The organism is Pseudomonas sp. DWP3-1-3b3 (assembly GCF_049896305.1).
Lineage (GTDB): Bacteria > Pseudomonadota > Gammaproteobacteria > Pseudomonadales > Pseudomonadaceae > Aquipseudomonas > Aquipseudomonas azotoformans_A.
Map to the genome: position 1 here is coordinate 468,622 of NZ_JAFCUA010000004.1, position 22,783 is coordinate 491,404.

At 60.8% G+C, this 22,783-nt stretch carries 23 protein-coding genes and 1 pseudogene; 12 read left to right on the top strand and 12 right to left on the bottom strand.

Annotated features, from left to right (window positions below; all coding sequences use genetic code 11):
• Positions 1–197: 197 nt before the first annotated feature.
• The gene (locus ACP7BX_RS15560; protein WP_305729222.1) at positions 198–1,127 is read left to right on the top strand and encodes a LysR family transcriptional regulator; all 930 of its coding nucleotides are present in this window, start codon (positions 198–200) and stop codon (positions 1,125–1,127) included.
• Positions 1,127–2,545 carry a mechanosensitive ion channel family protein gene (locus ACP7BX_RS15565; protein ID WP_426160762.1) on the top strand — a complete coding sequence of 473 codons (1,419 nt, stop codon included), beginning with the start codon at positions 1,127–1,129 and terminating at the stop codon, positions 2,543–2,545. Before ACP7BX_RS15560 ends, ACP7BX_RS15565 begins: the two co-directional genes overlap by 1 nt.
• Before the next feature lie 181 nt (positions 2,546–2,726).
• Here the strand turns inward: ACP7BX_RS15565 and ACP7BX_RS15570 are convergent, their stop codons facing one another.
• The 3 genes from ACP7BX_RS15570 to ACP7BX_RS15580 all read right to left on the bottom strand — a co-directional run bounded on the left by ACP7BX_RS15570 (position 2,727) and on the right by ACP7BX_RS15580 (position 5,123).
• Complete coding sequence (locus tag ACP7BX_RS15570) at positions 2,727–3,722, bottom strand: GlxA family transcriptional regulator (protein WP_426161103.1); 996 nt, start codon at positions 3,720–3,722, stop codon at positions 2,727–2,729.
• 83 nt (positions 3,723–3,805) lie between these two features.
• Positions 3,806–4,105 carry a YciI family protein gene (locus ACP7BX_RS15575; protein WP_426161101.1) on the bottom strand — a complete coding sequence of 100 codons (300 nt, stop codon included), beginning with the start codon at positions 4,103–4,105 and terminating at the stop codon, positions 3,806–3,808.
• Positions 4,106–4,178: 73 nt separating this feature from the next.
• The gene (locus tag ACP7BX_RS15580) at positions 4,179–5,123 is read right to left on the bottom strand and encodes an aliphatic sulfonate ABC transporter substrate-binding protein (protein ID WP_426161100.1); all 945 of its coding nucleotides are present in this window, start codon (positions 5,121–5,123) and stop codon (positions 4,179–4,181) included.
• Between the two features lie 245 nt (positions 5,124–5,368).
• On the opposite strand from ACP7BX_RS15580, the gene ACP7BX_RS15585 reads away from it, so the two are divergent.
• From ACP7BX_RS15585 to ACP7BX_RS15605, 5 genes are read left to right on the top strand one after another with little or no spacing between them, the layout of a single operon-like run.
• Entirely contained in the window at positions 5,369–6,307 is a 939-nt protein-coding gene (locus ACP7BX_RS15585; RefSeq protein WP_426161098.1) for an aliphatic sulfonate ABC transporter substrate-binding protein, read from the top strand.
• Entirely contained in the window at positions 6,304–7,659 is a 1,356-nt protein-coding gene (locus ACP7BX_RS15590; protein ID WP_426161097.1) for an LLM class flavin-dependent oxidoreductase, read from the top strand. The genes ACP7BX_RS15585 and ACP7BX_RS15590 overlap by 4 nt, the downstream gene beginning before the upstream one ends.
• Positions 7,652–8,710 (top strand): ABC transporter substrate-binding protein, encoded by a 1,059-nt coding sequence (locus ACP7BX_RS15595; protein ID WP_314528175.1) that lies wholly within the window; start codon positions 7,652–7,654, stop codon positions 8,708–8,710. The genes ACP7BX_RS15590 and ACP7BX_RS15595 overlap by 8 nt, the downstream gene beginning before the upstream one ends.
• Positions 8,697–9,686, top strand: coding sequence for an ABC transporter permease (locus ACP7BX_RS15600; protein ID WP_314528173.1), 990 nt, complete (start codon positions 8,697–8,699; stop codon positions 9,684–9,686). Before ACP7BX_RS15595 ends, ACP7BX_RS15600 begins: the two co-directional genes overlap by 14 nt.
• Positions 9,680–10,468 carry an ABC transporter ATP-binding protein gene (locus ACP7BX_RS15605; protein ID WP_426161095.1) on the top strand — a complete coding sequence of 263 codons (789 nt, stop codon included), beginning with the start codon at positions 9,680–9,682 and terminating at the stop codon, positions 10,466–10,468. The genes ACP7BX_RS15600 and ACP7BX_RS15605 overlap by 7 nt, the downstream gene beginning before the upstream one ends.
• Before the next feature lie 9 nt (positions 10,469–10,477).
• Here the strand turns inward: ACP7BX_RS15605 and ACP7BX_RS15610 are convergent, their stop codons facing one another.
• Positions 10,478–11,320: an AraC family transcriptional regulator gene (locus ACP7BX_RS15610; RefSeq protein WP_426161273.1), complete on the bottom strand. Its 843-nt coding sequence runs from the start codon at positions 11,318–11,320 to the stop codon at positions 10,478–10,480.
• A gap of 108 nt (positions 11,321–11,428) precedes the next feature.
• Here ACP7BX_RS15610 and ACP7BX_RS15615 point away from each other — a divergent pair, with 108 nt between their 5' ends.
• The 4 genes from ACP7BX_RS15615 to ACP7BX_RS15630 all read left to right on the top strand — a co-directional run bounded on the left by ACP7BX_RS15615 (position 11,429) and on the right by ACP7BX_RS15630 (position 14,088).
• Positions 11,429–11,839 (top strand): hypothetical protein, encoded by a 411-nt coding sequence (locus tag ACP7BX_RS15615; RefSeq protein ID WP_038846960.1) that lies wholly within the window; start codon positions 11,429–11,431, stop codon positions 11,837–11,839.
• A 157-nt stretch (positions 11,840–11,996) separates the two neighbouring features.
• Complete coding sequence (gene glsB / locus ACP7BX_RS15620; RefSeq protein ID WP_033896725.1) at positions 11,997–12,905, top strand: glutaminase B; 909 nt, start codon at positions 11,997–11,999, stop codon at positions 12,903–12,905.
• 152 nt (positions 12,906–13,057) lie between these two features.
• Positions 13,058–13,348, top strand: a complete 291-nt coding sequence (locus ACP7BX_RS15625; RefSeq protein ID WP_269131001.1) for a hypothetical protein — start codon at positions 13,058–13,060, stop codon at positions 13,346–13,348.
• 86 nt (positions 13,349–13,434) lie between these two features.
• Complete coding sequence (locus ACP7BX_RS15630; RefSeq protein ID WP_426161153.1) at positions 13,435–14,088, top strand: zeta toxin family protein; 654 nt, start codon at positions 13,435–13,437, stop codon at positions 14,086–14,088.
• A gap of 39 nt (positions 14,089–14,127) precedes the next feature.
• Here ACP7BX_RS15630 and ACP7BX_RS15635 read toward each other — a convergent pair whose 3' ends face one another.
• The 6 genes and pseudogenes from ACP7BX_RS15635 to ACP7BX_RS15660 all read right to left on the bottom strand — a co-directional run bounded on the left by ACP7BX_RS15635 (position 14,128) and on the right by ACP7BX_RS15660 (position 19,162).
• On the bottom strand, positions 14,128–14,631 hold the full coding sequence (locus ACP7BX_RS15635; protein ID WP_426161152.1) for a signal peptidase II: 504 nt from the start codon (positions 14,629–14,631) through the stop codon (positions 14,128–14,130).
• A gap of 147 nt (positions 14,632–14,778) precedes the next feature.
• A complete protein-coding gene (gene mddA, locus ACP7BX_RS15640) occupies positions 14,779–15,567 on the bottom strand; it encodes a methanethiol S-methyltransferase (RefSeq protein WP_426161272.1) in 789 nt (262 codons plus the stop codon).
• 133 nt (positions 15,568–15,700) lie between these two features.
• Positions 15,701–16,969 carry an NAD(P)/FAD-dependent oxidoreductase gene (locus tag ACP7BX_RS15645; protein ID WP_426160990.1) on the bottom strand — a complete coding sequence of 423 codons (1,269 nt, stop codon included), beginning with the start codon at positions 16,967–16,969 and terminating at the stop codon, positions 15,701–15,703.
• A complete protein-coding gene (locus ACP7BX_RS15650; protein WP_426160991.1) occupies positions 16,966–17,718 on the bottom strand; it encodes an amino acid ABC transporter ATP-binding protein in 753 nt (250 codons plus the stop codon). The genes ACP7BX_RS15645 and ACP7BX_RS15650 overlap by 4 nt, the downstream gene beginning before the upstream one ends.
• Positions 17,715–18,383 (bottom strand): amino acid ABC transporter permease, encoded by a 669-nt coding sequence (locus tag ACP7BX_RS15655; RefSeq protein WP_426160992.1) that lies wholly within the window; start codon positions 18,381–18,383, stop codon positions 17,715–17,717. Before ACP7BX_RS15655 ends, ACP7BX_RS15650 begins: the two co-directional genes overlap by 4 nt.
• Positions 18,380–19,162: pseudogene (locus ACP7BX_RS15660) on the bottom strand (ABC transporter substrate-binding protein). The gene ACP7BX_RS15655 and the pseudogene ACP7BX_RS15660 overlap by 4 nt, the downstream one beginning before the upstream one ends.
• Before the next feature lie 215 nt (positions 19,163–19,377).
• Between ACP7BX_RS15660 and ACP7BX_RS15665 the strand changes: the two are divergent.
• Positions 19,378–20,157, top strand: a complete 780-nt coding sequence (locus ACP7BX_RS15665; RefSeq protein WP_269130995.1) for an IclR family transcriptional regulator — start codon at positions 19,378–19,380, stop codon at positions 20,155–20,157.
• A gap of 206 nt (positions 20,158–20,363) precedes the next feature.
• On the opposite strand, the gene ACP7BX_RS15670 is transcribed toward ACP7BX_RS15665, so the two are convergent.
• Positions 20,364–21,608: a saccharopine dehydrogenase family protein gene (locus tag ACP7BX_RS15670; protein WP_038846952.1), complete on the bottom strand. Its 1,245-nt coding sequence runs from the start codon at positions 21,606–21,608 to the stop codon at positions 20,364–20,366.
• Positions 21,609–21,636: 28 nt separating this feature from the next.
• A complete protein-coding gene (locus tag ACP7BX_RS15675; protein WP_028616547.1) occupies positions 21,637–22,734 on the bottom strand; it encodes a carboxynorspermidine decarboxylase in 1,098 nt (365 codons plus the stop codon).
• Positions 22,735–22,783: the final 49 nt, after the last annotated feature.

Here is a 22,783-nt window from a genome sequence, read left to right on the forward strand (position 1 = left end):
TTGTCGAGGGTGGAGCAGGGGTCACTCACTTTAAAAGCATCCGTTCTCACCGAGTAGGACACAAAACCCTGAAATCCTGCCAAGCCCTATACCCAGGTATGAGCGCGCTGACCCCAGGTAGGAGAGACGCCCGGCCCGAGCCGCCATAACCTGAGGCCTCTCACTCCTCTCCAAGGCCCTGCGGCCGGGTGGCTAACATGATGAACAGAAATGACCTGCGTCGTGCTGACATCAATCTGCTGGTGGTGTTCGAGTCGATGATGCATGAGCGCAATGTCAGCCGGGTCGGCGAGAAATTGTTTCTCGGCCAGCCGACTATCAGCAGTGCCCTCGGCCGCTTGCGGTTGATGTTCGATGACCCGCTGTTCATTCGCGCTGGGCGGCTGATGCAACCCACGTCCCGTGCCGAGGAAATCTTCAGCAATCTCGGCCCGGCGCTGGACAGCATTGCGGCGGCGCTGAGTCGCTGCCAGGCGTTCAACCCGGCGACCAGCGAGGCCACTTTTCATATCGGCCTGTCCGACGACGTGGAATACGCCTTGCTGCCCAGCCTGTTGCGGCGCCTGCGTATCGAGGCACCCAACATGACCCTGGTGGTGCGCCGTGCCGATCACTGGCAGATGTCGCAACTGCTCACCAGTGGCGAGATCTCCCTGGGCATCAGCCACACCCAGGAACTGCCGGCCAATGCACGCCGCAAAAGCCTGCGGCCGATGCGCCCGATGCTGCTGCGCGCCGATCACCGGCCAGGGGACGTGGGACTGGACGAGTTCTGCCAACGGCCCCACGCGGTGGTGTCGTCCATGGGCAATGTGATCGATGACTCCGACCGTGCCCTGGGCCTGATCGGGCGCCAGCGCAAAGTGGTGCTCACCGTGCCGCAGTTCAGCGCGTTGCCGGTGCTGCTGGCCGACAGCGACATGCTCGCCATCGTGCCCGACTATGTGGCGCGCGCCATGGCCGGAGTGGGTGGCCTTCGTGCGCAGTGTGCGCCGCTGGATTTGCCTGAGCAGGAGTTGGCGCTGGTGTGGCGCGGCACCACCCATAACGATCCGGGGGAGCGCTGGTTGCGGGCGCGCTGCAGTGTGTTCCTGGGCGAGCCGGTGGTGCTCGCGGTGGCCAGCTGATGAACCTCTACACCCATCCCTTGCTGCTCGGCGGCGTGCTGATCCTGCTGGACCTGGTGTTGTGGCAAGGCCTTGGCCCGGCGCGGCGTACCTTGCGCAGCGGATTGCGGGTGCTGGTGTTCGCGCTGTTTTGCTGGGTCATGGTGGCGGCCGGCATCAGCCCCTTGCAGCCACCGCCTTGGCCGGAAGACGCGGTGCTCAACCTGATGGCGACCGTGCTGGGCATCGGCTGGTGGTTGTTTGCCGCACGCACCCTGACCGTGATCCTCGGCCACGGCCTCACCACTCGTGTGGGGCAGAGCGCGCGCTTGCTGCATGACGTGCTGGGGGCGGTGATCTTCCTGGTCGCCATCGTCGGCGCAGCGGCCTATGTGCTGCAACTGCCGGTCAAGGGCCTGCTGGCGACCTCGGGCGCCATGGCGATCATCCTTGGCCTGGCGCTGCAAAGCACTTTGAGCGACGTGTTCAGCGGCATTGTGATCAACACCACCAAGCCCTATCAGATCGATGATTGGGTCAGCATCGATGGGGTTGAGGGCAAGGTGCTGGACATCGATTGGCGTTCTACTCATTTGCAGACGGAAGCGGGCAGCACCGCCGTGGTGCCCAATTCCCTGGCGGCCAAGGCCAAGATCCTCAACCACAGCCGGCCGGGCGGGGCGCATGGCGTCAGCGTCAGCCTGGCGGTGCCCAGCGGCATCGCGCCTCGCCTGGCACTGGAGGCCTTGGAAAAAGCCTTGCAGGGGACGCACGCCTTGCTGCCGGGGCCCAAAGTCTCGATCAAGAGCTCGCAACTGGAATTCAACGAATACGAACTCAAGGGCTTCGTCGCCTCACGCTCGGCGCGCAGCGGCGTGCGTAACTTGATGTTTGACCTGGCCCATCGACACCTTGAAGCGGCTGGACTGACCTGGGGTGAAGGCTCCAACACCAAGGCTTGGAGCCGCCAGCGGCAATTGCTGGAGGAAGTCCGGGTGATGCGTGCCCTCAGCCTTGAGGAGCGTGACCGCCTGGCCGAGGCCATGACCCCCGTGGACTTCCAGGCCAATCAGGTGCTGCTGGCCTTCGATGAAGTCGCCGATAGCCTGATGATCATCGCCACTGGCGTGATATCGGTAGCGATCCATGATGGTGACCGCGTGGTCGAAGCCGGTCGCATGGGCCCCGGCGAAGTGATGGGTGAGGAGGGCATCTTGGCGGACGGGCGTTCCCGTGGGCAATTTCGCAGCCTCACCAGCGGGCGGTTGTTCCGCATCGAAAAATCACTGCTGGGCGCGCAGTTGCAGCACAGCAGTGATTTGTTGATGGCATTGGATCGGTTGCAGCATCAGCGCGAAGACATCCGTGATGCGGTGGTGCTGAAGAAACCTGCGCCGGTCAAGAAGAGTGGTTTGCTGCGGTGGCTACAGAAACACTGATCCACTTGTGGTGAGCGAGCTTGTTGTGGTGAGCGGGCTTGCCCCGCGCTGGGCTGCGAAGCGGCCCTAAAACCAGCCGCCTCGGTTTATCTGGAAAAATGCGGTGATCTTATTGGGGCTGCTTCGCAGCCCAGCGCGGGGCAAGCCCGCTCACTACAACAATTCAGATCACCTCAACAACCTAGCGGGAAAAACGCTCCCGATACTCCCGTGGCGAAATCGTCAGGTGGCGGTGGAAGGTATACCGCATCCGCTCCTCATCGCCGAACCCACACAGCCGGGCAATCTGGTCGATATTGCGGTCGGAATCTTCCAGCAGGCGGCGCGCCGCTTCCATGCGAAACAACTCGATGGCCTTGGCCGGTGTGCGCCCGGTGCGTTGCTTGTAGACCCGCGCAAAGTTGCGCGGGCTCATCTGGGCCTGGTGCGCCAGACGTTCCACGGACAGGTCCGAGTCCTGCAAGTTGTCGGCGACCCACAGGTGCAGTTCATCAAAACCCGCGCTGTCATCGGTCTGTGCCTGCAGCAGCTGGCTGAACTGCGCCTGCCCGCCGGGGCGCTTGAGAAACACCACCAGCTCGCGGGCCACCTGCAACGCCACATCGCGGCCGCAGTCGATTTCGACCAGGGCCAATGCCAGGTCGATCCCCGCTGTCACGCCGGCCGAGGTCCATACATTGCCCTGCTGGATAAAGATCGCGTCCATGTCCACCACGATGGCCGGGAAGCCGTGCTTGAGCATGTCGCACATGGCCCAGTGGGTCGCGGCGCGGCGGCCGTCGAGCAAACCGGCCATGGCCAGCAGGAAGGTGCCGCTGCACACCGAGGCGGTGCGCCCGGCGCTGGCCGAGGCGATGCGCAGCCATTCGACCAGTTCTGTATTGGCCGCCATCGCCTGTTGAATGGCCGGCGCGCCGGGTACGATCAGGGTGTCGATGGGCGTATCAGCCAATTGCCCGAGTGCCACCGTGTCTACGCTCAAACCTTCGGCGGTCTGCATCAAGCCTCCAGCCAGGCTGGCGGTGTGCATCACGTAACCCGGCAAGCCGCGTTCGGCCATGGCCTTGGTGGCGGCCCAGAACACGGTCTGGGCGTCGGTCAGGTCGAGCAGGCCCATTTGCGGATAGGCCAGGAACACCAGGGTACGCGGCTGAACGAGTGGGGCGATGGCGGTCATGGGAGGGTCCAGAGAACGAGAGCGGGGCACTCCCGTTGTACCACGGAGTGGGCGTCGTGTTTACCCGCTCACCGTCAAACCGGTCAAACCTCTGGGAAGCCGGTTTTCTGCGGCCAGCGGTTCTGGAAGCGCTGCACGTCCAACTGCTGGAACAGTCCGCCCTGGGTAAACGGCTCTGTTGCCAGCCAGGTCTGCACATGGGCCTCATCGTCGAAGTCCACCACCATCAACGAACCCACGGGCTCGCCCTGGGGACCGAGCAAGGGGCCGGCGAACGCGATGCGCTCTGCCACGCCGGCCAGGTAGTCGCGATGGGCGGGCAGCAGGGCGGCGCGTTGTTCGGCGGCGTTGGGTTTATACAGGGCGTGAATTGCGAAAATCATGCGGAAAAACCTGATCAGCAATGAGGGGAAGCCCTTTATGCGATAACCCGATCGGCTTGCCAAATGAAACTTTTCAAGGCTTCCAGGTCTGCACATCCTTGGCATCCACCGCTTTAGGCAACAACCCCGCCTTGAAGAACGCATCGGCGATTTTCTGCTGCTCGCCCAGTTGGCCGAGCGTTACCGGTTGCACTTGGTAGCTGCGGTGCGCATTGGCCGCTTCAACGGTAGCCACATCCAGGTTGCCCCACAGCGGGCCGAGTATCTTGGCTGCATCCTGCGGGTTGGTTTTCACCCACTGGCCGGCTTTTTCCAACTGCTCATACACCACCTTCAACACCTCAGGATGCGCCTTGGCGTAAGGCGTGCCGGTCAGGTAGTAACGCTTGTAACTGGCCAAGCCGGCGCCGTCGGCCAGGGTGCGCGTCGGCAGTTGGCGCTGCACGCTGGTGAGGAAAGGTTCCCAGGTGACCCAGGCGTCCACCTTGTTGTTCTCGAACGCCGCCCGACCATCAGCGGGGGTCAGGTAAGCCGGCGTGATATCCGAGAACTCCAGGCCCGCCTTGGCCAATGCCGCGATCAGCAAATAGTGGGTGCCCGCCGCCTTGGTCACGGCGATTTTCTTGCCTTTGAGGTCCGCCAGTTGCTGGATCGGCGAGTCCTTGCGCACCACGATGGCCTGGGCTGAAGGCGAGGGTGCTTCCTGGGCGAAGTAGGTGAGTTTGGCCTGGGCGGCCTGGGCGAAGATCGGCACGGTGTCGGCCACGTCGGCACTGATGTCGACGTTGCCCACGTTGAGCGCTTCGAGCAGTGGCAGGCCGCTGGGGAACTCATGCCAGCTGACGTCGATGTTGTTGGCCTTGAGGGCTTTTTCCAGGGTGCCCTGGGTTTTCAGCAGGGTGATCAGGGTCGAGGATTTCTGGTAGCCGATGCGCACGGTTTCTTGGGCCTCGGCGCTCACGGCGACAGAAAAGGCCAACAACCCGAGTACCGCGGCGAGGGGACGACGTATGGACATGGCGAGCTCGATCTTCAACGAAATAGCGTCGAGCTTAAAGTTCTAAAAACCATTCGTTAAATACTCTTTCGATCTTAGCTTAGGGCGCTTTTCCCTGGATCCGACGAATTGGGCATAACCATAGAATTATAAGATTCTTTCATCATTTCTCGTCGTTAATATAATCGAATGAGTTTTTCTGCCAGGCCTTACGCGGTTTTTTGGCATATGCAGCTCCTTCTATTTCTCTCACGCCAAGGCCTTCCATGACGTTCAAGAAACTTATCGTTGCCGCCAGTCTGCTGTTCGCCGCGGCGGCGGCCCAAGCCGAGCAAACCCTGGACATCAGCTATCAGCGTTCGTCCACCTTGTGGATCCTGCTCAAGCAAAATGGCCAGTTGGAACAGCGGCTCAAACCGCTGGGTTTCACCGTGAACTGGCATGAATTCAGCACCGGTTTGCTCAGTTCCTTGAACGCCGGCAGCGTCGACCTCCATGCCGATGTGGCCGATGCCTTTGCACTGTTCACCCAGGCCGCCGACGCGCCGTTGACCTACTACGCCCAGGAAAACTCCTCGCCCGGTGCCCAGGCGATCATCGTGCAGGACACATCGTCGATCCACAGCATCGCCGACCTCAAGGGCAAGACCGTCGCCGTGTCCAAGGGCTCGGGCAGCAACTATCTGCTGATTTCGGCCCTGAAAAAAGCCGGCCTGACCCTGGCCGATATCACCCCCCGTTATCTGGAAGCCCCGGACGGCGGTGCCGCCTTCGCCAATGGCAGCGTGGACGCGTGGGTGATCTGGGACCCGTTCCTCGCCACCCAGCAACTGGACCATCACGTGCGGGTAATTGCCGACGGCAAGGACGGCTTGGCCGACTACAACCGCTTCTACCTGGCTACGACGAAATTCGCCAAGGCTCATCCGGACGTGTTGCAGGTGACCTTCGACACCCTGCGCGAGACCGGCCAATGGGTGAAGGCCCACCCCAAGGAAGCTGCCGAAATCCTCGGCCCGCTGTGGGGCAACATCGCTCCGGCCACGGTGGAACGCGCCAATAGCCGCCGCAGCTACGACATCATCCCGGTCAAGCTGGACAACCTCGCCGAGCAACAGCGCATCGCCGACACCTACTACGCCGCCAAGCTGATTCCCAAGCCGTTGAAGGTCAGCGCAATCACTGTGTGGACGCCAAAACCATGAGCCGTCAGATCCATTTATCCGCGTTCCTGTTGAGTGGGCCGGTGGTGCACAGCCACGCGGTGTGGCGTCACCCGGAAACGGTGGGCAATTACCTCGACCCCGAGTACTACGCACGGGTGGCCAAGGTGGTGGAGGAGGGGCTGTTCGACTTCCTGTTCTTCGCCGATCGCCTGGCCGTGGGCGACCAGATGGGCGGTTCCCGCGAGTTCGCCCTACGCTACGGCGCCCAGGACGCCACGCGGCTGGACCCGTTGCCGATCCTCTCTTACCTGGTCGGCAAGACCTCCAAGCTGGGGCTCGGTGCGACCCGTTCCACCACCTATTACGAACCGGCGCACATCGCCCGTGAATTCGCCACCCTCGACCACCTGTCCAAGGGCCGTGCGGCGTGGAATATCGTCACCTCGATGAACGACAGCGAAGGGCGCCTGTTCGGCAAGGACAAGCACCTGGAACACGATCTGCGCTATGACCGCGCCGATGAGTTTGTCGAAGTCGCGCTCAAACTCTGGAACAGCTGGGGCAAGGACGCGCTGAAGCTGGATCGCCAAAGCGGGGTGCTGGCGGACCCCGCGTTGATCCGTTCGGTGCAGCATCAGGGCGAGTGGTTCCGGGTTGAAGGCCCGCTGAATATTCCACGTACGCCCCAGGGCCGGCCGGTGCTGATCCAGGCCGGTTCGTCCGGGCGGGGCCGGCGCTTCGGTGCGCGGTGGGCCGAGGCGATTTTCACCATTCACCCGCATTTGGCGGCGATGCGTGCGTTTCGCGATGACGTGCGTGCGCAGGTGGTGCAGCAAGGCCGTGAGGCTGACAGCTGCAAGGTGCTGACGGCGGTGATGCCGTTCATTGGGGGCAGCGAGGCCGAGGCCCGGGCCAAGCGCGACAAGCACAACGCTTTGGCGCGGCCTGAGTTGGGGCTGGTGACATTGGCTTCACAGTTGAATGTCGACCTGTCGCCATTCCCGCTTTCGGCGACGCTGGCCGAGATCGCCCAGTCGCCGCTGATCCACCCGGCTGCCGCCGAGAAGCTGTTGATGCAGGGGCCGGAAACCACCCTGGAACAACTCGGGCGCATCTTCGCCAGCAGCGTGCGCGTGCCGCAGTTGGTGGGCACGGGGGTGCAGGTGGCCGATCAATTGGCCGAGCTGTTTGAGCAGGGTGGGTGCGATGGGTTTGTGATTTCACCGGGGTACCTGCCGGGCTCGTTCACCGAGTTTGTCGAGAGCGTGATTCCGCATTTGCAGCGCAAGGGATTGTTTCGCACGGCGTACGAAGGAGCGACGTTGCGCGAGCATTTGGGATTGGCTGATCTCAACAACAGAATTGATAAAAAGGATATTTCGCATGGCTGATTTCGATCATTTAACCCGCCGCCGCCTACTCGGCCTCGCCGGTATCACCCTGGCCGGCCTGTCGCTGCCACGCCTGGGTTTCGCCGCTGACGAACACGCTGGCCATAACACTTCACAGGAACCCGCCGGCACCGGTGAGTTCATCCGCCTCGACGCACCGCGCAAGCTGAAGCTGGCAGTCAATCTCAACGCCGTGTGCCTGGCACCCGTAGTAATCGCCCACGGCCAGGGCTTTTTTACCAAGCACAATCTGGACGTGGAGTTGGTCAACTTCGGCAACTCCACCGAGGTGCTGCTGGAGGCCATCGCCACCGGTAAAGCCGACGCGGGTGTGGGCATGGCGCTGCGTTGGCTCAAGGCCCTGGAGCAGGGTTTTGACGTAAAACTCACGGCGGGCACCCACGGCGGCTGCCTGCGTTTGCTCAGTGCGGCGAATGGCGGCGTGACCAAGCTGGAAGACCTCAAGGGCAAGGCCATCGGCGTGACCGACATGGCCAGCCCGGACCGCAATTTCTTCTCGATCCTGCTGAAAAAACACGGCGTGGACCCGGTGCGCGACGTGGAGTGGCGCCTGTACCCGGCCGACCTGCTCGGCACGGCCCTGGAGCGCGGCGAAGTGCAGGCGGTGAGTGGCAGTGACCCGTTCATGTACCGCCTGATCAAATCCGGCGTGGCCCGTGAACTGTCCACCAACCTGGTGGAGGAATACGCCAACCTCAGCTGCTGCGTGGTCGGCGTCACCGGCAAATTGGTACGCGAAGACAAACGCGTGGTCGCGGCGCTGACCCAAGCGATTCTGGAAGCCCACGACTATTCCGTGAAGCACCCCGAAGAAGTCGCCAAAGGCTTCCAGGCCCATGCGCTGAATACGTCGGTGGAGGAAGTGCAGGCGATCCTCCATGACCATACCCACGGCCACCACGCGGTGGGTGCGGCGCTGACCCAGGAAATCCTCACCTATGTGACCGACCTGAAAACCGTCGAAGTGATCAGCAAGAGCACTGACCCGGTGGAGTTTGCCAAGGAGATCACCGCCGATGTCTTCAGCTGATGCAACAACTCTGGCGCCTGCCCTGGCCTACAAAATCGGATGGCAGGATGTGGCAGTGGTCGGGGCCTGGCTGGCTGTCGCGTTGCTGATCAGCTACTGGCCCAACGCGACGCGCAACTGGCCGATGACCCAGGGCCTGGCCAATCTGTGCGTGGGCATCGCGGCGCTGTTCATCGTATTGAGCCTGCTGGGGCGCAAGGTAGCGAAGCTGGGCCTGCGTCTGCGCAACGCGGGTCCCTGGCTGATTGCCTTGCCGGCGCTGCTGGGTATCTGGGAGCTGCTCACCGCCAAACTGGCGCTGTTGCCGGTGCCGTTTTTTGCGCCGCCCCAGGCCTTGCTGGCGGTGTATATCGAAGACTACGCACGGCTGGCCGACAGCCTGTTGCACTCGGCGCTGCTGCTGGGTTCGGGCGTGGCGCTGGGGGCGATCACCGGGTTCATTGCGGGTGTGGCGATCGGGTGGTCCACGCGTATCGGCTACTGGCTGCACCCGGTACTGCGCATCCTCGGCCCGGTGCCGTCGACGGCGCTGTTGCCGCTGTGCTTTTTCCTGTTTCCGAGCAGTTGGAGCGCCAGCGTATTCCTGATCGCTCTGGCCACCTGGTTTCCGGTGACGGTGCTCACCTGGTCGGGCGTGGCGAGCGTGGATAAAGCCTATTACGACGTGGCCCGTACCCTCGGCGCCAAGCAAGGTTTTCTGATTTTCAAGGTGGCGATTCCCGCTGCCTTGCCGCATGTATTTGTCGGCTTGTTCATGGGCCTGGGCGCTTCGTTTTCGACCTTGGTGGTGGCGGAGATGATGGGCGTCAAATCCGGCATCGGCTGGTACCTGCAATGGGCACAGGGCTGGGCCGCCTACGCGAATATGTACGCCGCCTTGCTGATCATGGCACTCGCCTGTTCGGGGTTGATCACCGGGTTGTTCCTGGTGCGTGACCGGTTATTGGCCTGGCAGAAAGGATCGATGAAATGGTAGCCCTGGCACACGCCGTATCGGCGTCGGAAGGTTTGGCGTTGCGTATAGAAAACCTCAGCCATGGCTTTGCCCTGGACGGCCAGCATCTGCCGGTGTTGGAGCGGGTTTCGTTGGACGTGGCACCCGGCGAGTTCGTGGCCTTGCTCGGGCCTTCGGGGTGCGGCAAGTCGACCTTGCTGCGCCTGGTGGCCGGCCTGGAAACGGCGGACTCCGGCCGCTTGTTGGCCGACGGTGCCGCCATCACCGGCCCGGACCCGAGCCGTGTGGTGGTGTTCCAGGACCCGACGCTCTACCCATGGCGCCGGGTGTGGGACAACGTCGCCGTCGGCCTGGAAGCCCAGGGCCTGCTCAAGAGCCATTCGGCCAAGGTCGATGAAGCCCTGGAAAAAGTCGGCCTCAGCCAGTTCACCCGCGCGTATCCACGGCAGCTGTCCGGCGGCATGGCGCAACGGGTCGCCTTGGCTCGCGCACTGGTCAATCAACCACGCCTGCTGATCCTCGACGAGCCCCTGGGCAAACTCGACTCACTGACCCGCATCACCATGCAAAAAGAGCTGATCGACCTGTGGCAACGCCAGGGCTACACGGCGCTGCTGGTGACCCATGATGTGGAAGAAGCCTTGCTGCTGGCCAACCGGGTGATCGTGTTCAGCGACCGTCCGGCGAAAATCCAGGCGCAGTTGACCATCGAACGGCCGTATCCCCGGCACCGGGATGATCCATATCTGGTGGACTTGCGGCGGCAGATCCTGGGTTTGCTGGGGCTAGGAGAAAACTGGTGACCCGCCGGCTCAGTTGAGCGCAATCGCCGCCGGCGCAAGGGCGTTCAAGGCCCCGGCACGGTCTGCCAGGTAACGCGCCGGCGGCTGGCCCATGGTCTTGCGGAACATGGTGATAAAACCGCTGGCGTTCTCATAGCCCAAGTCCAGGGCCACGCGTTGCACACTCTCACCTTTGGCCAGCCGTTGCAGTGACAAGATCACATGCAACTGCCGGCGCCAGCGGCCAAAACTCAGCCCCAGTTCTTCCAGCAACAGGCGGGTCATGCTGCGCTCGCTCATGCCGATGCGCACGGCCCATTGACCGAGCGTGGCCTTGTCCGCCGGTTCGGCCAGCAGGCTATCGGCCAGGCGGCGCAGTCTCGGGTCCTGAGGCATCGGCAAGTGCAAGGCTTCGACAGGTGCAGCGGCCAACTCATCCAGCAAGGTGTTGATCAAACGGCCCTGGGCGCCGCTTTCGTCGTAGAGCAGCGGGAAACTCACCGCCTTGCTGATCAGCTCATGCAACAGCCCTGACACGGCCAGGGTGCAGCATTGCGGGGGCAGGGCGCAGGCGGCGTCGGGGTCGATCAACAGGCAATAGACTTCGGCTTCGCCGGAGCCGCGTGCTGCGTGGGACATTCCGCCGGGAATCCACAGTGCGCATTGCGGCGGCACGATCCAGATACCCGCCTCGATCTCGCAATGGATGACCCCGCGCAGGGTGTACAGCAACTGGCCCTTGCGATGGGCGTGCTGCGCATGCTCCCAGGTGTCCGACGTGCTGGTGGCGCCCACGGCAACCACCGTACGCGGGAACAGATCGGCATCCTTGACCATCGAGCGGTCATGCATTTGAAGGCGATGGTGTTTCATACGGGATCGCAGGTTGGCTGAATTGCGAAACAGTCTGGCTATTCTGTGCAATGCCGTCCAGTGGATGGATCGTTAAAGTGAGAGCCATTCTCAACAAGGAGCTCTGCCATGCGACTCGACAGCACAACATTCCCGGTGGTGAAAATCGTTTTCGACGCGCCCAACGAGGGCGGGCCGGAAGATGCCTTCCTGGTCTTCGAAAACCTGCTGGCCCGCCAGCAACCCTTCCTGCTGCTGCATGAAAAATCCGTGGACGAAAACAATCACGAACACTCCCACGAAGAGCGCAAGCAAGCCTCGATCTGGATGAAGAAAAACAAGCAGGCGCTGCGCACCTACGTCCGAGGCATGATCCAGGTGGAACCCAGCGCTGCACAGCGCCTGGCGCTCAAGCCGTTTGCCGTGATGTTCGGCAAGGCCTGGGGCTATCCGCTGTTGGTGGTGGAATCCAAGGACCAGGCCTGGGCGCTGGCGCGGGATGTGTTGGATGAGCGGGTGTCGGATGTGGCGCACTTTTGAACGCCCGCAACGTCGAGCTATGGCGAGGGAGTTCCCACTCCCTTTGTGGCGAGCGGGGGAGGCTGCACGTTCTGTAGTACGCCACCTGACCTGGGTGTTTCAGGTATCCTCCGCGCCTCTTTTTCCACCGATTCAAAGACAAATGACCGGACAAGACATGCAGGCGATGCTCTCCTCGATTCTCGACGAAGTGCGCCCCCTGATCGGCCTCGGCAAGGTTGCCGACTACATCCCCGCACTGGCCGACGTGCCGGCCAACCAACTGGGCATCGCCGTTTACGGCAACGATGGCACGGCCTATTGCGCCGGCGACGCCGACACCTTGTTTTCGGTGCAGAGCATTTCCAAGGTGTTCAGCCTGGTGCAAGCCATCGACCACGGCGGTGAAACCATCTGGGAGCGCCTGGGGCATGAGCCTTCCGGACAGCCGTTCAACTCCATGGTGCAGCTGGAATTCGAGCGCGGCCGCCCGCGTAATCCATTCATCAATGCCGGTGCGCTGGTGATCTGCGACATCAACCAGTCGCGCTTTGCCGTGCCGATCTTGTCGATGCGCGATTTTGTGCGGCGCCTGTCGGGTAACCCGCAAATCCTGGTCAATAGCATCGTCGCCGAGTCCGAAGCGCAACACGGTGCGCGTAACGCGGCCATGGCGTATCTGATGAAATCGTTCGGCAACTTCCACAATGACGTGGACGCGGTGCTGCACAGCTACTTCAACTACTGCGCGTTGCAGATGAGCTGCCTGGACTTGGCGCGCGCATTCAGCTTCCTCGCCAACGAGGGCATAAGCGCCCACAGCGGCGAGCAGATTTTGACGGCGCGCCAGACCAAGCAGGTCAACTCGATCATGGCCACCAGCGGGCTGTATGACGAGGCGGGCAATTTTGCCTATCGCGTCGGGTTGCCCGGCAAGAGCGGGGTAGGGGGCGGGATTGTCGCAGTGGTGCCGGGGCAGTTCACAGTGTGCGTGTGGTCGCCGGAGTTGAACGCGGCGGGGAATTCGCTGGCGGGGATGAAGGCGTTGGAGTTGTTGAGTGAGCGGATTGGGTGGTCGGTGTTTTGAGAGATCGAATGGGAAGAGCGTGAACGCCGTGTCGTACTGTGGGGGTGAGGACACGGGACACACATTGAGGTAAAGTCGAGTCTGCGTTCGACGTTTGAGGTGATCTATGCTAACCGCCATTGATCCGCCCCCGTCCTGAGCCGGAGACCAGCATGTCACGTAAAAAAGTTAAGCCACAAATCACCGAAGCGCAGATTCTTGCTCAAGAATCGAGTATTCCCTCTATTGCAGCCAAGGCATTCAGAGATGCCTACGAGGTTGCCCTTTCCAAGGGCGAATCTGTGCTTGTGGTCCGTGCCGGGCAACTGGTGAAAGTCTCAAATACAGAAACGCTGGTTATCCGACCCGTGGAAACCTATGGCACTCTCAAGGCGGGCACCCGCTTGAAAACCAGGAAGTCTCTCTTGGATCGACGGTCCACCCAGGCGCAGATTCAAGCTTGAGTACCACCCCCAGGGTCCGGATGTTCGCCGGACCGAACGGGAGTGGAAAGAGCACGTTCAATTCGAAAGTTCCGGCTCATTTGTTGGTGAACTACATCAACCCTGATGCAATTGAGTTGAACATCCGCGAAACAGGAGTGTTCGAACTCGCTGCGTTTGGCCTTGATCAACATGCCGGGCGGGCACTTCTGTTCTTACGCGGTCATACGCTACTTTTGAATTCTCCCGATTCTCTCTCCAAGCTGGAAGGGTTAGTCGTGGACGGCGATCAAATCGCTTTTCCCTCAAGGCAGGTGGACTCCTATATAGCCTCTGCGTTGTCTGACTTTATTCGAGTTTCTTTGATTGAAGAACGGGTGAGTTTTACCTTTGAAACCGTCATGTCAGATAGCAGCAAGATAGAGTTGCTGCGGCAGGCCAAAGCAGCGGGGTATCGGGTATACGTCTACTACGTTGCTACTGCAGATGCCGATATCAACGTTGCGCGGGTTGCGTACAGGGCATCCATCGGGGGGCATGATGTTCCCGCCGACAAAATTCGCTCTCGTTACAAGCGCTCGCTGGAGAATCTCTCCGAGGCTGTTTTGCTTTCAAACAGAGCTTATATCTTTGATAACTCGCAAGACGGTGAGCCTAGTTTCGCTCAGCTGGCGGAAATCACCGAAGGTGAGGATATCGATATCGTTTCGGACACGCAGCCCGCCTGGTTTCAGCAATACGTGATCGATAAATTGACGTAGAAGGTGAGACGCCTTCTTTTACATAACGTGCTCATACAACTATGCCTTTCGCGGTTGTACCAACAAGTCGATCATTAAATAGATTGCACCAGCTGTAATTGCGATATCAGCAATATTGAACACGCCGGTATGCGTCGGCCCAACATTCAGCACCATGTAGTCAACCACATGCCCGTCGCGAAACACGCGGTCAATCAGGTTGGCGATACCGCCCAGCGCAATCGCATACAGTGGCAAGACTTTACGCAGCGGTTGGTTCCAATTGGAAAGCGACCACCCCAACGCCCAAGCCACCACGACCGCCACCCCAACGATAAAGATCAGTTGTTTGACCTGCGGCGGTAGCGCCGCGCCCAGGCTGAGGAAGGCGCCTGGGTTGAGGCTCAGTTCCAGCGCGAGGTTGAGGGGGCTGGCGCCGAATTTGAAGCTGTTGGCTTGCAATGAAACCAGCGCCAGCAGTTTGACGAGCTGGTCCATGGCAACAAATGCGATGCCTGCGAAGAGGGCAAAGGTGCGGCTTCGCAGTAGGGACGACGTGCTCAAGCGGTGACTTCCTGTTCCGGGTCGATCGATAAGGCGTCCGAAGATAGCTCAGGCGCCTTATGTCGTCTACGTTCAGGTAGTTGGGCATGTCGCCGGGGATAGTCATGAGCAAAACGCCCAAGGTGGCATGAATATTCCGGCACCCGCCTATTTTTTCTCTTTCGTCGGCGCCCCAGCCAGTCTCTTCGGTATCGGCAAAATCATGCCGGTTTCCTGCTGATACCGGCGATACCTATCCCCAAACATCCCGACCAGGTCCTTTTCTTCAAGGTGCGCCCCGATAAAGAGATAGAACGTCAGCCCTACCGCAAACACCAGATGACCCGCTGTCATGTCAGGCGTAGCCCAGAAGGCAATCAAGAACCCCAGGTACAGCGGGTGGCGAACGATCTTGTACAGCAGCGGCGTTCTGAATATCGGCGTGTGCGGTGCCGTATCGCGCCAACGATCAAAGGCTTGCTTGAGGCCGAACAGTTCGAAGTGGCTGATCAACAACGTTGCCAGCAAGACGATGCCCCAGCCCAGCCAGAACAACCCAGCCAACAAGGCCCTTGCCCAGGCGGCGTCAACGCTCCACACCGTGTGCGGCATAGGTTGCCAAAGCCAGAACATCAACATGAGTCCCCAACTGCTAATTAACACATAGGTGGAGCGTTCAACCGCCGGAGGAATGAAAGCGGCCAGCCTGTTCTTGAAGTTTTTACGCGCCATGATGCTGTGTTGCATGCCGAACAGGATGACCAGCAAACCGTTGATCAATGTTGCCAATGACCAATGGATGAAGGGTCCATCGTTGATGGCTTTTGGCACACTGAAGCCACCCAGAAAACCTATCAGGTATAAAAAGGTGGCCAGGAAAACCAAGTAGCAGACCAGGCTATATGCCAGCCCGGCCAGCCCCGCCGGGAGGCTGCTCGGGTTCTTTTGCGGGTTCATGGACGATTCCTTTCGCGCATGGTGAATAGGTAGGCCAGTCGAAGTGTGAACTCGACTGGCTAAAGCTAGCAGCCATTGCGTGATCGGCAACCTGTGAAAAATGACAGTGGTATAGATTGTTTGGCGATGGATCTCAGCTGATATGCAACCGATCCAACAAGCTGTACCACGCCACCCCCGCCCCGATATAAAACCGCTGCAACCCATGCATCGGCAAGCGCTGCAACGGCGTCACCGGGTAGGCAAACTCTGCCTTGCGGTCACACAACCGCCCCGCCAGTTGCTGCCCCAGGCTGGTACACAGCGCAATCCCACGACCATTACAACCCAGCGCCAATGTCAGCCCCGGCGCCGGTTCGTGGACATGGGGCATGAAGTCCCGTGTGATCGCGATTCGCCCAGCCCAGCGGTATTCGAATTCCAATGGCCCCAACTGCGGAAACAGCAGCGCCAACGAACGCTCCAGGTGAGCAAAGTCCGTGGGCGAAGTGGGGTCGTTGAACAGCCCGCGTCCGCCCATCAACAAGCGGCCATGGCTGTCTTTGCGAAAGTACAGCAGCAGCCTTTGTGCGGTGGAGACGGTTTCCTGGCCGGGCAAAATGCTCTCGGCTGCACGCCCCGTCAGAGGCTTGGTCGCGACGATAAAACTGTTGGCCGCGAGGATGCTTTGCGCCATGCCCGGCCACAGGTTACCGCTGTAGCCGTTGGTGGCGAGCACCACTTTCTCGGCGCTCACTTGCGCACCCGTTGCCGTCGTCAATTGCCAGCCCGAACCTTGGCGCTGCAACCCCGTCACCGCACTCTGCCCATGAATCCTTACACCCGCCGTCAACGCTGCGCCCACCAACCCACGGGCATATGCCAACGGCTGAATCGCCCCGGCGCGGCCGTCCAGCCAGCCACCGGCAAACGCGTCACTGCCCATGCGTGAAGCCACCGCCGTTGCATCCAGGCGATGTACCGGCACACCCCGCCGGGCCCACTGATCTGCTCGCGCATGCAACCCGGCGACGCCTTTTTCGGTGTACGACACCTGCATCCAGCCCTTGCGTACCGGCGCGCAATCGATGCCGTGTTTTTCGATCAGCTTGAACACCAGGTCCGCCGAGTTCGACACGGTTGAGATCAACGGCTCGGCGCGTTCCGGTCCATACATCTGCACCAGTTGTTCCGGGTCATATTTGAGGGTGGGGTTGACCTGCCCACCGTTGCGCCCCGACGCACCCCAACCCGGCTCATTGGCTTCCAACACGCAGACGCTCACGCCGCGCTCGGCCAAATGCAGCGCCGTGGACAAGCCGGTATAGCCCGCACCGACAATCGCCACATCGACCTTCACCGATTCACTCAACGCAGGCGTCGGCACCACCGACGGTGCGGTCGCGGACCACAATGATTTCATGACAGGCTCCGCGTATCGCCAGTGGGATGCAGCACACGGCGCAGGAAGTCCTGGGTGCGCGGGTGCTGCGGATTGCCCAGCACCTGTTCCGCCGCACCGCTTTCGACGATGTAGCCGCCATGCAGGAAGCACACGCGGTCGGCCACTTCGCGGGCAAAGCCCATTTCATGGGTGACCACGATCATGGTCATGCCTTCATCCGCCAGGGTGCGCATCACTGCCAGCACATCGCCCACCAGTTCCGGGTCGAGGGCCGAGGTAGGTTCGTCGAACAGCATCGCTTCGGGTTTCATCGCCAGGGCGCGGGCGATGGCTACGCGTTGTTGCTGGCCACCGGAGAGTTGCTCCGGGTAGGCGTCGGCCTTGGTACTCAAGCCGACCTTTTCCAGCAATTCCAAGGCTTCCTCGCGGGCCTGTTGCGCAGGTTCGCCTTTGACATACACCGGGCCTTCCATGACGTTTTCCAGCACGGTGCGATGGGGGAACAGGTTGAAGCGCTGGAACACCATGCCCATGCGGCTGCGCAGGGCGTGCACGGTCTTGCTGCCGCGTTGTACGGTTTGGCCGAACACGGTGATGACGCCGCCGTCATAAGCTTCCAGCGCATTGATGCAGCGCAGCAAGGTGGACTTGCCTGAACCCGAAGGGCCGATCAGGCACACCACTTCGCCCTTGGCCACGTCCAGGTCGACGCCGTGCAGCACGCGGTGGCTGCCGTAATGTTTTTGCAGTTGGCGTATCTCGATCATGCTTTTTTCCTCCGGCCCAGGTGCTGTTCCATGCGGCGCAGGCCATACACCAGCGGCAGGCTCATCAGCAGGTAGAGCAGGGCGACCAGGGTGTAGACGGTCATGTTCTGGAAGGTGGACGAGGCGATGAGTTGGCCCTGGCGGGTCATCTCGGCCACGGTAATAGTCGATACCAGCGACGAGTCCTTGAGCATCATCACCAGGGTGTTGCCGTAGGGCGGCAGGGCGATGCGGAACGCCTGCGGCAGGATCACCCGGCGCATCATCAGTGCCGAGCGCATGCCCAAGGCTTCGGCGGCCTCGCGCTGGCCCTGTTCGACGGCGATGATGCCGGTGCGGAAGTTCTCGGCCTGGTACGCCGAGTAGGCGATGCCCATGCCGATCACGCCCGCGTAGAACGCGGTGAGGTGCACGCCCATGTCCGGCAGCACAAAGTAGATGTAGAACAGCTGCACAATGATCGGCAGGCCACGGATCACGTTGATGATGGTGCTGGCCGTCCACGACAGCGCGCGGATCGGCGACAGCTTGAGCAGCGCCAGCACCAGGCCGATCGCGCTGCTGAGCAGGAACGACAGCACGGTAATCTGGACCGTCACCCAGGCGCCTTGCAGCAGGATCGGCAAGAAGTCCTGGGCGTTTTGCAGGAACTCAGCCGGGTTCATGGGCGCACCTGGGTATCAAGTCCCCACTTCTTGAGGATGCTGTCCAGGGTGCCGTCAGCCTTGATGCTGGCGATGGCGGTGTTCAGGCGTTCGAGGGTTTGCGCGTCACCCTTGCGCACCACCAGGCACACTTCGCCGACATGGGTGGGCTTGTAGTCCGGGGCGAGTTTCACGCCTTTGAACAGCTTCTGGCGGATCTGGTAGGCCACCACCGGCTGGTCGCCCACGGCGGCCTTGATGCGGCCCAGGGACAGGTCGCGGACCATCTCGCCGATGGAATCGTAGGTGCGGATTTCCTTGAAGATGCCGAGCTTGTTCAGTTGGTCATAGAAGACGGTGCCGGCCTGTACGCCGACCACCTGGTCCTTGAGTGGCATGAGGTCGGGGTAGGCGGTGTTGTCGTCGGCATTGACGATCAGGCCTTCACCGTAGGCATATACCGGCGCGCTGAAGTCGACCACCTTGGTGCGCTCTTCGGTCTTGAGCATGCCGGCGGAAATGAAGTCCAGCTTGCCCGAGGTGAGCGACGGAATCAGCGCGGCAAAGTTGGTCTGTTCGATCTGGCTGGTGAAACCGCCGGCCTTGCCCACGGCCTAAGCCACATCCACCATCACGCCCTGGATGCTGTTGCTCTTGATGTCGAGAAAGGTAAACGGCGAGCCACTGGCCGTTGCACCGACTTTGTACGAGGACGCACTGTCTGCGTGCGCGGCGCTGACACAAACGGCGGCGCACAGACCGAAGGCAAGGCGGCGAAACAAGGGCGAAAGACTGTTCATCGGGTTACTCCAGAAGGAAAACGGATCGTCAGTACCGCGAGCGGTTATTGATGAAATCGCAAGCTCTGTGCCATTTCGATTGATAAAAATCGATATGTGCTAATGAAATCCGATTAAATGAACCATTCGTATCGATATGCGATATTTCATGGTCTATTTTTGTGATTTGAGGTAGAAATATCGCCACGCCTGATCGACCTGACCGCGAGTCCGCCATGTCCGAAGAACGCAACAGTCTGCACAACCAATCCCTGGAAAAAGGCCTGTCGGTGCTCAAGGCATTCAGTGCACAGCGCCGTAGCATGAGCCTTGCAGAGGTGGCCGAGGCCGCCGGCATGACCAAAAGCTCGGCCCAGCGCATGGTGTTTACCCTGGAAAGCCTGGGTTACCTTCGGAAACACTCCCGCACACGGCATTACCAACTCACACCCCGGGTGCTGGAGTTGGGCTTCAGTTATCTGGATGCGCATTCGTTGATCGAGGTGGCCAACCCGTTTCTGTCGGAGCTGACGCGGTTGACCGGCGAAACGTCATGCCTCACCGAGCCTGCGGGCTACGACATGACCTATATCGCGCGGTTCGTCAGCTCAGGGTTCGTGCCGGTGCATATGCCGATCGGTTCGCGGGTGCCGATGTATTGCACGGCGTCGGGGCGCGCGTATTTGAGCGCGTTGCCGCAGGAGGAGGCGTTGGTGTTGATCGAGAACAGCCAGCGCATTGCCCACACCAGCCAGACGCTGACTGACATCGAGCAGATTCTGAAGTCGTTGCAACAGGTGCGCGAGCAGGGCTACGCGGTGAATGGCCAGGAGCTGTTCCTGGGCGATATGACCATCGGCGCGCCGGTGTTGGGTGCCAATGGCCGCCCGGTGGCGGCGGTGCATGTGGTGGCGCCGACCAGTCGGTGGAGCAGGGCGGATGCAGAGAAGCAGTTGGCGCCGGCGTTGTTGCAATGTTCTAGGGCTCTGAGTAATTCGGCGCGCAACCTCGAATGAATCTATCTCACATCCGCTGGAGATCAAATGTGGGAGCTGGCTTGCCTGCGATAACGGTCTTGCAGTACCAGATGTGCTGTCTGACACACGGCTATCGCAGGCAAGCCAGCTCCCACAGTTGACCTCATTGGTCGTGAGGGCCATGTTGGCCCAAAAAAAATGCGCCCCTGGAGGCGCATTTTTTTGTTCGGGTCGCTATCGCCTAATCAGGCAATCGCATCCCAAGCCCGATCACCGTTCTCGTCTTTGATCCGAGTCGGCAACCCCATCACGTCCAGCGCCTTCAGGAACGGCTCAGCCGGCAGTTCCTCGACGTTGGCCATGTGCTTCACATCCCATTCGCCACGGGCAACCAGCAGCGCAGCGGCCACTGGTGGCACGCCTGCGGTGTAGGAGATGCCTTGGCTGTCAGTCTCGGCAAAGGCTTCTTCATGGCAGGCCACGTTGTAGATGAACATCTCGTGGGGCTGGCCATTTTTGGTGCCCTTGACCAGGTCACCGATGCAGGTCTTGCCGGTGTAGCCGGGGGCGAGCGAAGACGGGTCGGGCAGCACGGCCTTGACCAGTTTCAACGGCACGACTTCCAGGCCTTCGGCGGTGGTGACCGGTTTTTCGGAGAGCAGGCCGAGGTTTTTCAGCACGGTGAACACGTTGATGTAGTGCTCGCCGAAGCTCATCCAGAAGCGCACGTTGGGCACGTCGAGGTTTTTCGACAGCGAGTGCACTTCATCGTGGCCGGTGAGGTAGAGGTTCTGCGAACCGACGACCGGCAGGTCATCAGTGCGTTTGACTTCGAACATGGTGTTGCTGGTCCACTGGCTGTTCTGCCAGCTCCACACCTGTCCGGTGAACTCGCGGAAGTTGATTTCCGGGTCGAAGTTGGTGGCGAAGTATTTGCCATGGGAGCCGGCATTGACGTCGAGGATGTCGATCGAATCAATGCGGTCGAAATGCTGTTGCTGCGCCAGCGCGGCGTACGCGTTGACGACACCCGGGTCGAAGCCCACGCCAAGGATGGCGGTGATGTTCTTCTGTTTGCACTCTTCCAGGTGGTTCCATTCGTAGTTGCCGTACCACGGCGGGGTCTCGCAGACCTTGCCCGGCTCTTCGTGGATGGCGGTGTCGAGGTAGGCAACGCCCGTATCGATGCAGGCACGCAGTACCGACATGTTGAGGAACGCGGAGCCTACGTTGATGACGATCTGCGATTGTGTCTCGCGGATCAGGGCCTTGGTCGCTTCCACGTCCAGGGCGTTCAGCGCGAAGGCTTGGATGTCGGCGGGAACCTTGAGGCTACCCTTGGCCTTGACGCTGTCGATGATGGCCTGGCATTTGGAGATGTTGCGCGACGCGATAGCAATACGACCGAGTTCGTCGTTGTGCTGCGCGCACTTGTGGGCCACCACCTTGGCGACACCTCCTGCACCAATGATAAGAACGTTCTTTTTCAATTGCTTTATCTCTCCTTTATCCGCCAGCTTACGAAAGGCTGGACAGGTAGTCGTCGTAACCAAATTCACGAACCACCTCGACAGTACCGTCGAGTTGTTTCACTACGATGGACGGCATTTTCAGGCCGTTGAACCAGTTTTTCTTGACCATGGTGTAGCCTGCGGTGTCGATGAACGACAGCCGATCGCCGATGGCCAGCGGACGATCAAATTGATATTCGCCGAAGATGTCCCCGGCCAGGCAGGATTTGCCGCACACCATGAAGGTGTGTTCACCGTCGCTTGGCGCCAGCTTGGCGTTGAGGCGATAGATCAGCAGGTCCAGCAAGTGGGCTTCGATGGAGCTGTCTACCACGGCGAGGTGCTTGCCGTTGTAGAGGGTGTCGAGCACGGTGACTTCCAGGGAGGCGCTGTTGGTGATCGCCGCTTCGCCGGGTTCCAGGTACACCTGCACGCCGTACTTTTCGGAGAACGCCTTCAGGCGTGCGCAGAACGCGTCCACCGCATAGTCTTCACCGGTGAAGTGGATGCCGCCGCCGAGGCTGACCCACTCGACCTTGTGCAGCAGCGCGCCGAAGCGTTCTTCGATGGTGCCCAGCATCTTGTCGAACAGGCTGAAATCGCCGTTCTCGCAGTTGTTGTGGAACATGAAGCCGGAGATCTGCTCGATCACGCCTTCGATCTTCACCGGGTCCCATTCGCCCAGGCGGCTGAACGGGCGCGCCGGGTCGGCCAGCAGGTAATCGGAGCTGCTCACCTGCGGGTTGACGCGCAGGCCGCGAGTCTTGCCTTCGGAACGTTCGGCAAAGCGTTGCAGCTGGCTGATCGAGTTGAAGATGATCTTGTCGCAGTTATCCAGCATCTCTTCGATTTCGTCGTCGGCCCAAGCCACGCTGTAGGCGTGTGCCTCACCTTCGAACTTCTGGCGGCCGAGCTTGAGCTCATACAGCGACGACGAGGTGGTGCCGTCCATGTATTGCTGCATCAGGTCGAACACCGACCAGGTGGCAAAGCACTTGAGCGCCAGCAACGCCTTGGCGCCGGACTGCTCGCGCACGTAAGCAATCTTCTGCATGTTGACCAGAAGCTTCTGTTTATCGATGAGGTAGTACGGCGTTTTGATCATTTTTGAGAGCCTGCGGCGGTGCCTGCCAAAAAAGGACACGCATTGTGCC

Bases quoted from the DNA above. Each gene is read 5' to 3' on its own strand.
- ACP7BX_RS15560 (WP_305729222.1), top strand. From the start codon at position 198: ATGATGAACAGAAATGACCTGCGTCGTGCTGACATCAATCTGCTGGTG.
- ACP7BX_RS15565 (WP_426160762.1), top strand. From the start codon at position 1,127: ATGAACCTCTACACCCATCCCTTGCTGCTCGGCGGCGTGCTGATCCTG.
- ACP7BX_RS15570 (WP_426161103.1), bottom strand. From the start codon at position 3,722: ATGACCGCCATCGCCCCACTCGTTCAGCCGCGTACCCTGGTGTTCCTG.
- ACP7BX_RS15575 (WP_426161101.1), bottom strand. From the start codon at position 4,105: ATGATTTTCGCAATTCACGCCCTGTATAAACCCAACGCCGCCGAACAA.
- ACP7BX_RS15580 (WP_426161100.1), bottom strand. From the start codon at position 5,123: ATGTCCATACGTCGTCCCCTCGCCGCGGTACTCGGGTTGTTGGCCTTT.
- ACP7BX_RS15585 (WP_426161098.1), top strand. From the start codon at position 5,369: ATGACGTTCAAGAAACTTATCGTTGCCGCCAGTCTGCTGTTCGCCGCG.
- ACP7BX_RS15590 (WP_426161097.1), top strand. From the start codon at position 6,304: ATGAGCCGTCAGATCCATTTATCCGCGTTCCTGTTGAGTGGGCCGGTG.
- ACP7BX_RS15595 (WP_314528175.1), top strand. From the start codon at position 7,652: ATGGCTGATTTCGATCATTTAACCCGCCGCCGCCTACTCGGCCTCGCC.
- ACP7BX_RS15600 (WP_314528173.1), top strand. From the start codon at position 8,697: ATGTCTTCAGCTGATGCAACAACTCTGGCGCCTGCCCTGGCCTACAAA.
- ACP7BX_RS15605 (WP_426161095.1), top strand. From the start codon at position 9,680: ATGGTAGCCCTGGCACACGCCGTATCGGCGTCGGAAGGTTTGGCGTTG.
- ACP7BX_RS15610 (WP_426161273.1), bottom strand. From the start codon at position 11,320: ATGAAACACCATCGCCTTCAAATGCATGACCGCTCGATGGTCAAGGAT.
- ACP7BX_RS15615 (WP_038846960.1), top strand. From the start codon at position 11,429: ATGCGACTCGACAGCACAACATTCCCGGTGGTGAAAATCGTTTTCGAC.
- glsB (WP_033896725.1), top strand. From the start codon at position 11,997: ATGCAGGCGATGCTCTCCTCGATTCTCGACGAAGTGCGCCCCCTGATC.
- ACP7BX_RS15625 (WP_269131001.1), top strand. From the start codon at position 13,058: ATGTCACGTAAAAAAGTTAAGCCACAAATCACCGAAGCGCAGATTCTT.
- mddA (WP_426161272.1), bottom strand. From the start codon at position 15,567: ATGAACCCGCAAAAGAACCCGAGCAGCCTCCCGGCGGGGCTGGCCGGG.
- ACP7BX_RS15645 (WP_426160990.1), bottom strand. From the start codon at position 16,969: ATGAAATCATTGTGGTCCGCGACCGCACCGTCGGTGGTGCCGACGCCT.
- ACP7BX_RS15650 (WP_426160991.1), bottom strand. From the start codon at position 17,718: ATGATCGAGATACGCCAACTGCAAAAACATTACGGCAGCCACCGCGTG.
- ACP7BX_RS15655 (WP_426160992.1), bottom strand. From the start codon at position 18,383: ATGAACCCGGCTGAGTTCCTGCAAAACGCCCAGGACTTCTTGCCGATC.
- ACP7BX_RS15665 (WP_269130995.1), top strand. From the start codon at position 19,378: ATGTCCGAAGAACGCAACAGTCTGCACAACCAATCCCTGGAAAAAGGC.
- ACP7BX_RS15675 (WP_028616547.1), bottom strand. From the start codon at position 22,734: ATGATCAAAACGCCGTACTACCTCATCGATAAACAGAAGCTTCTGGTC.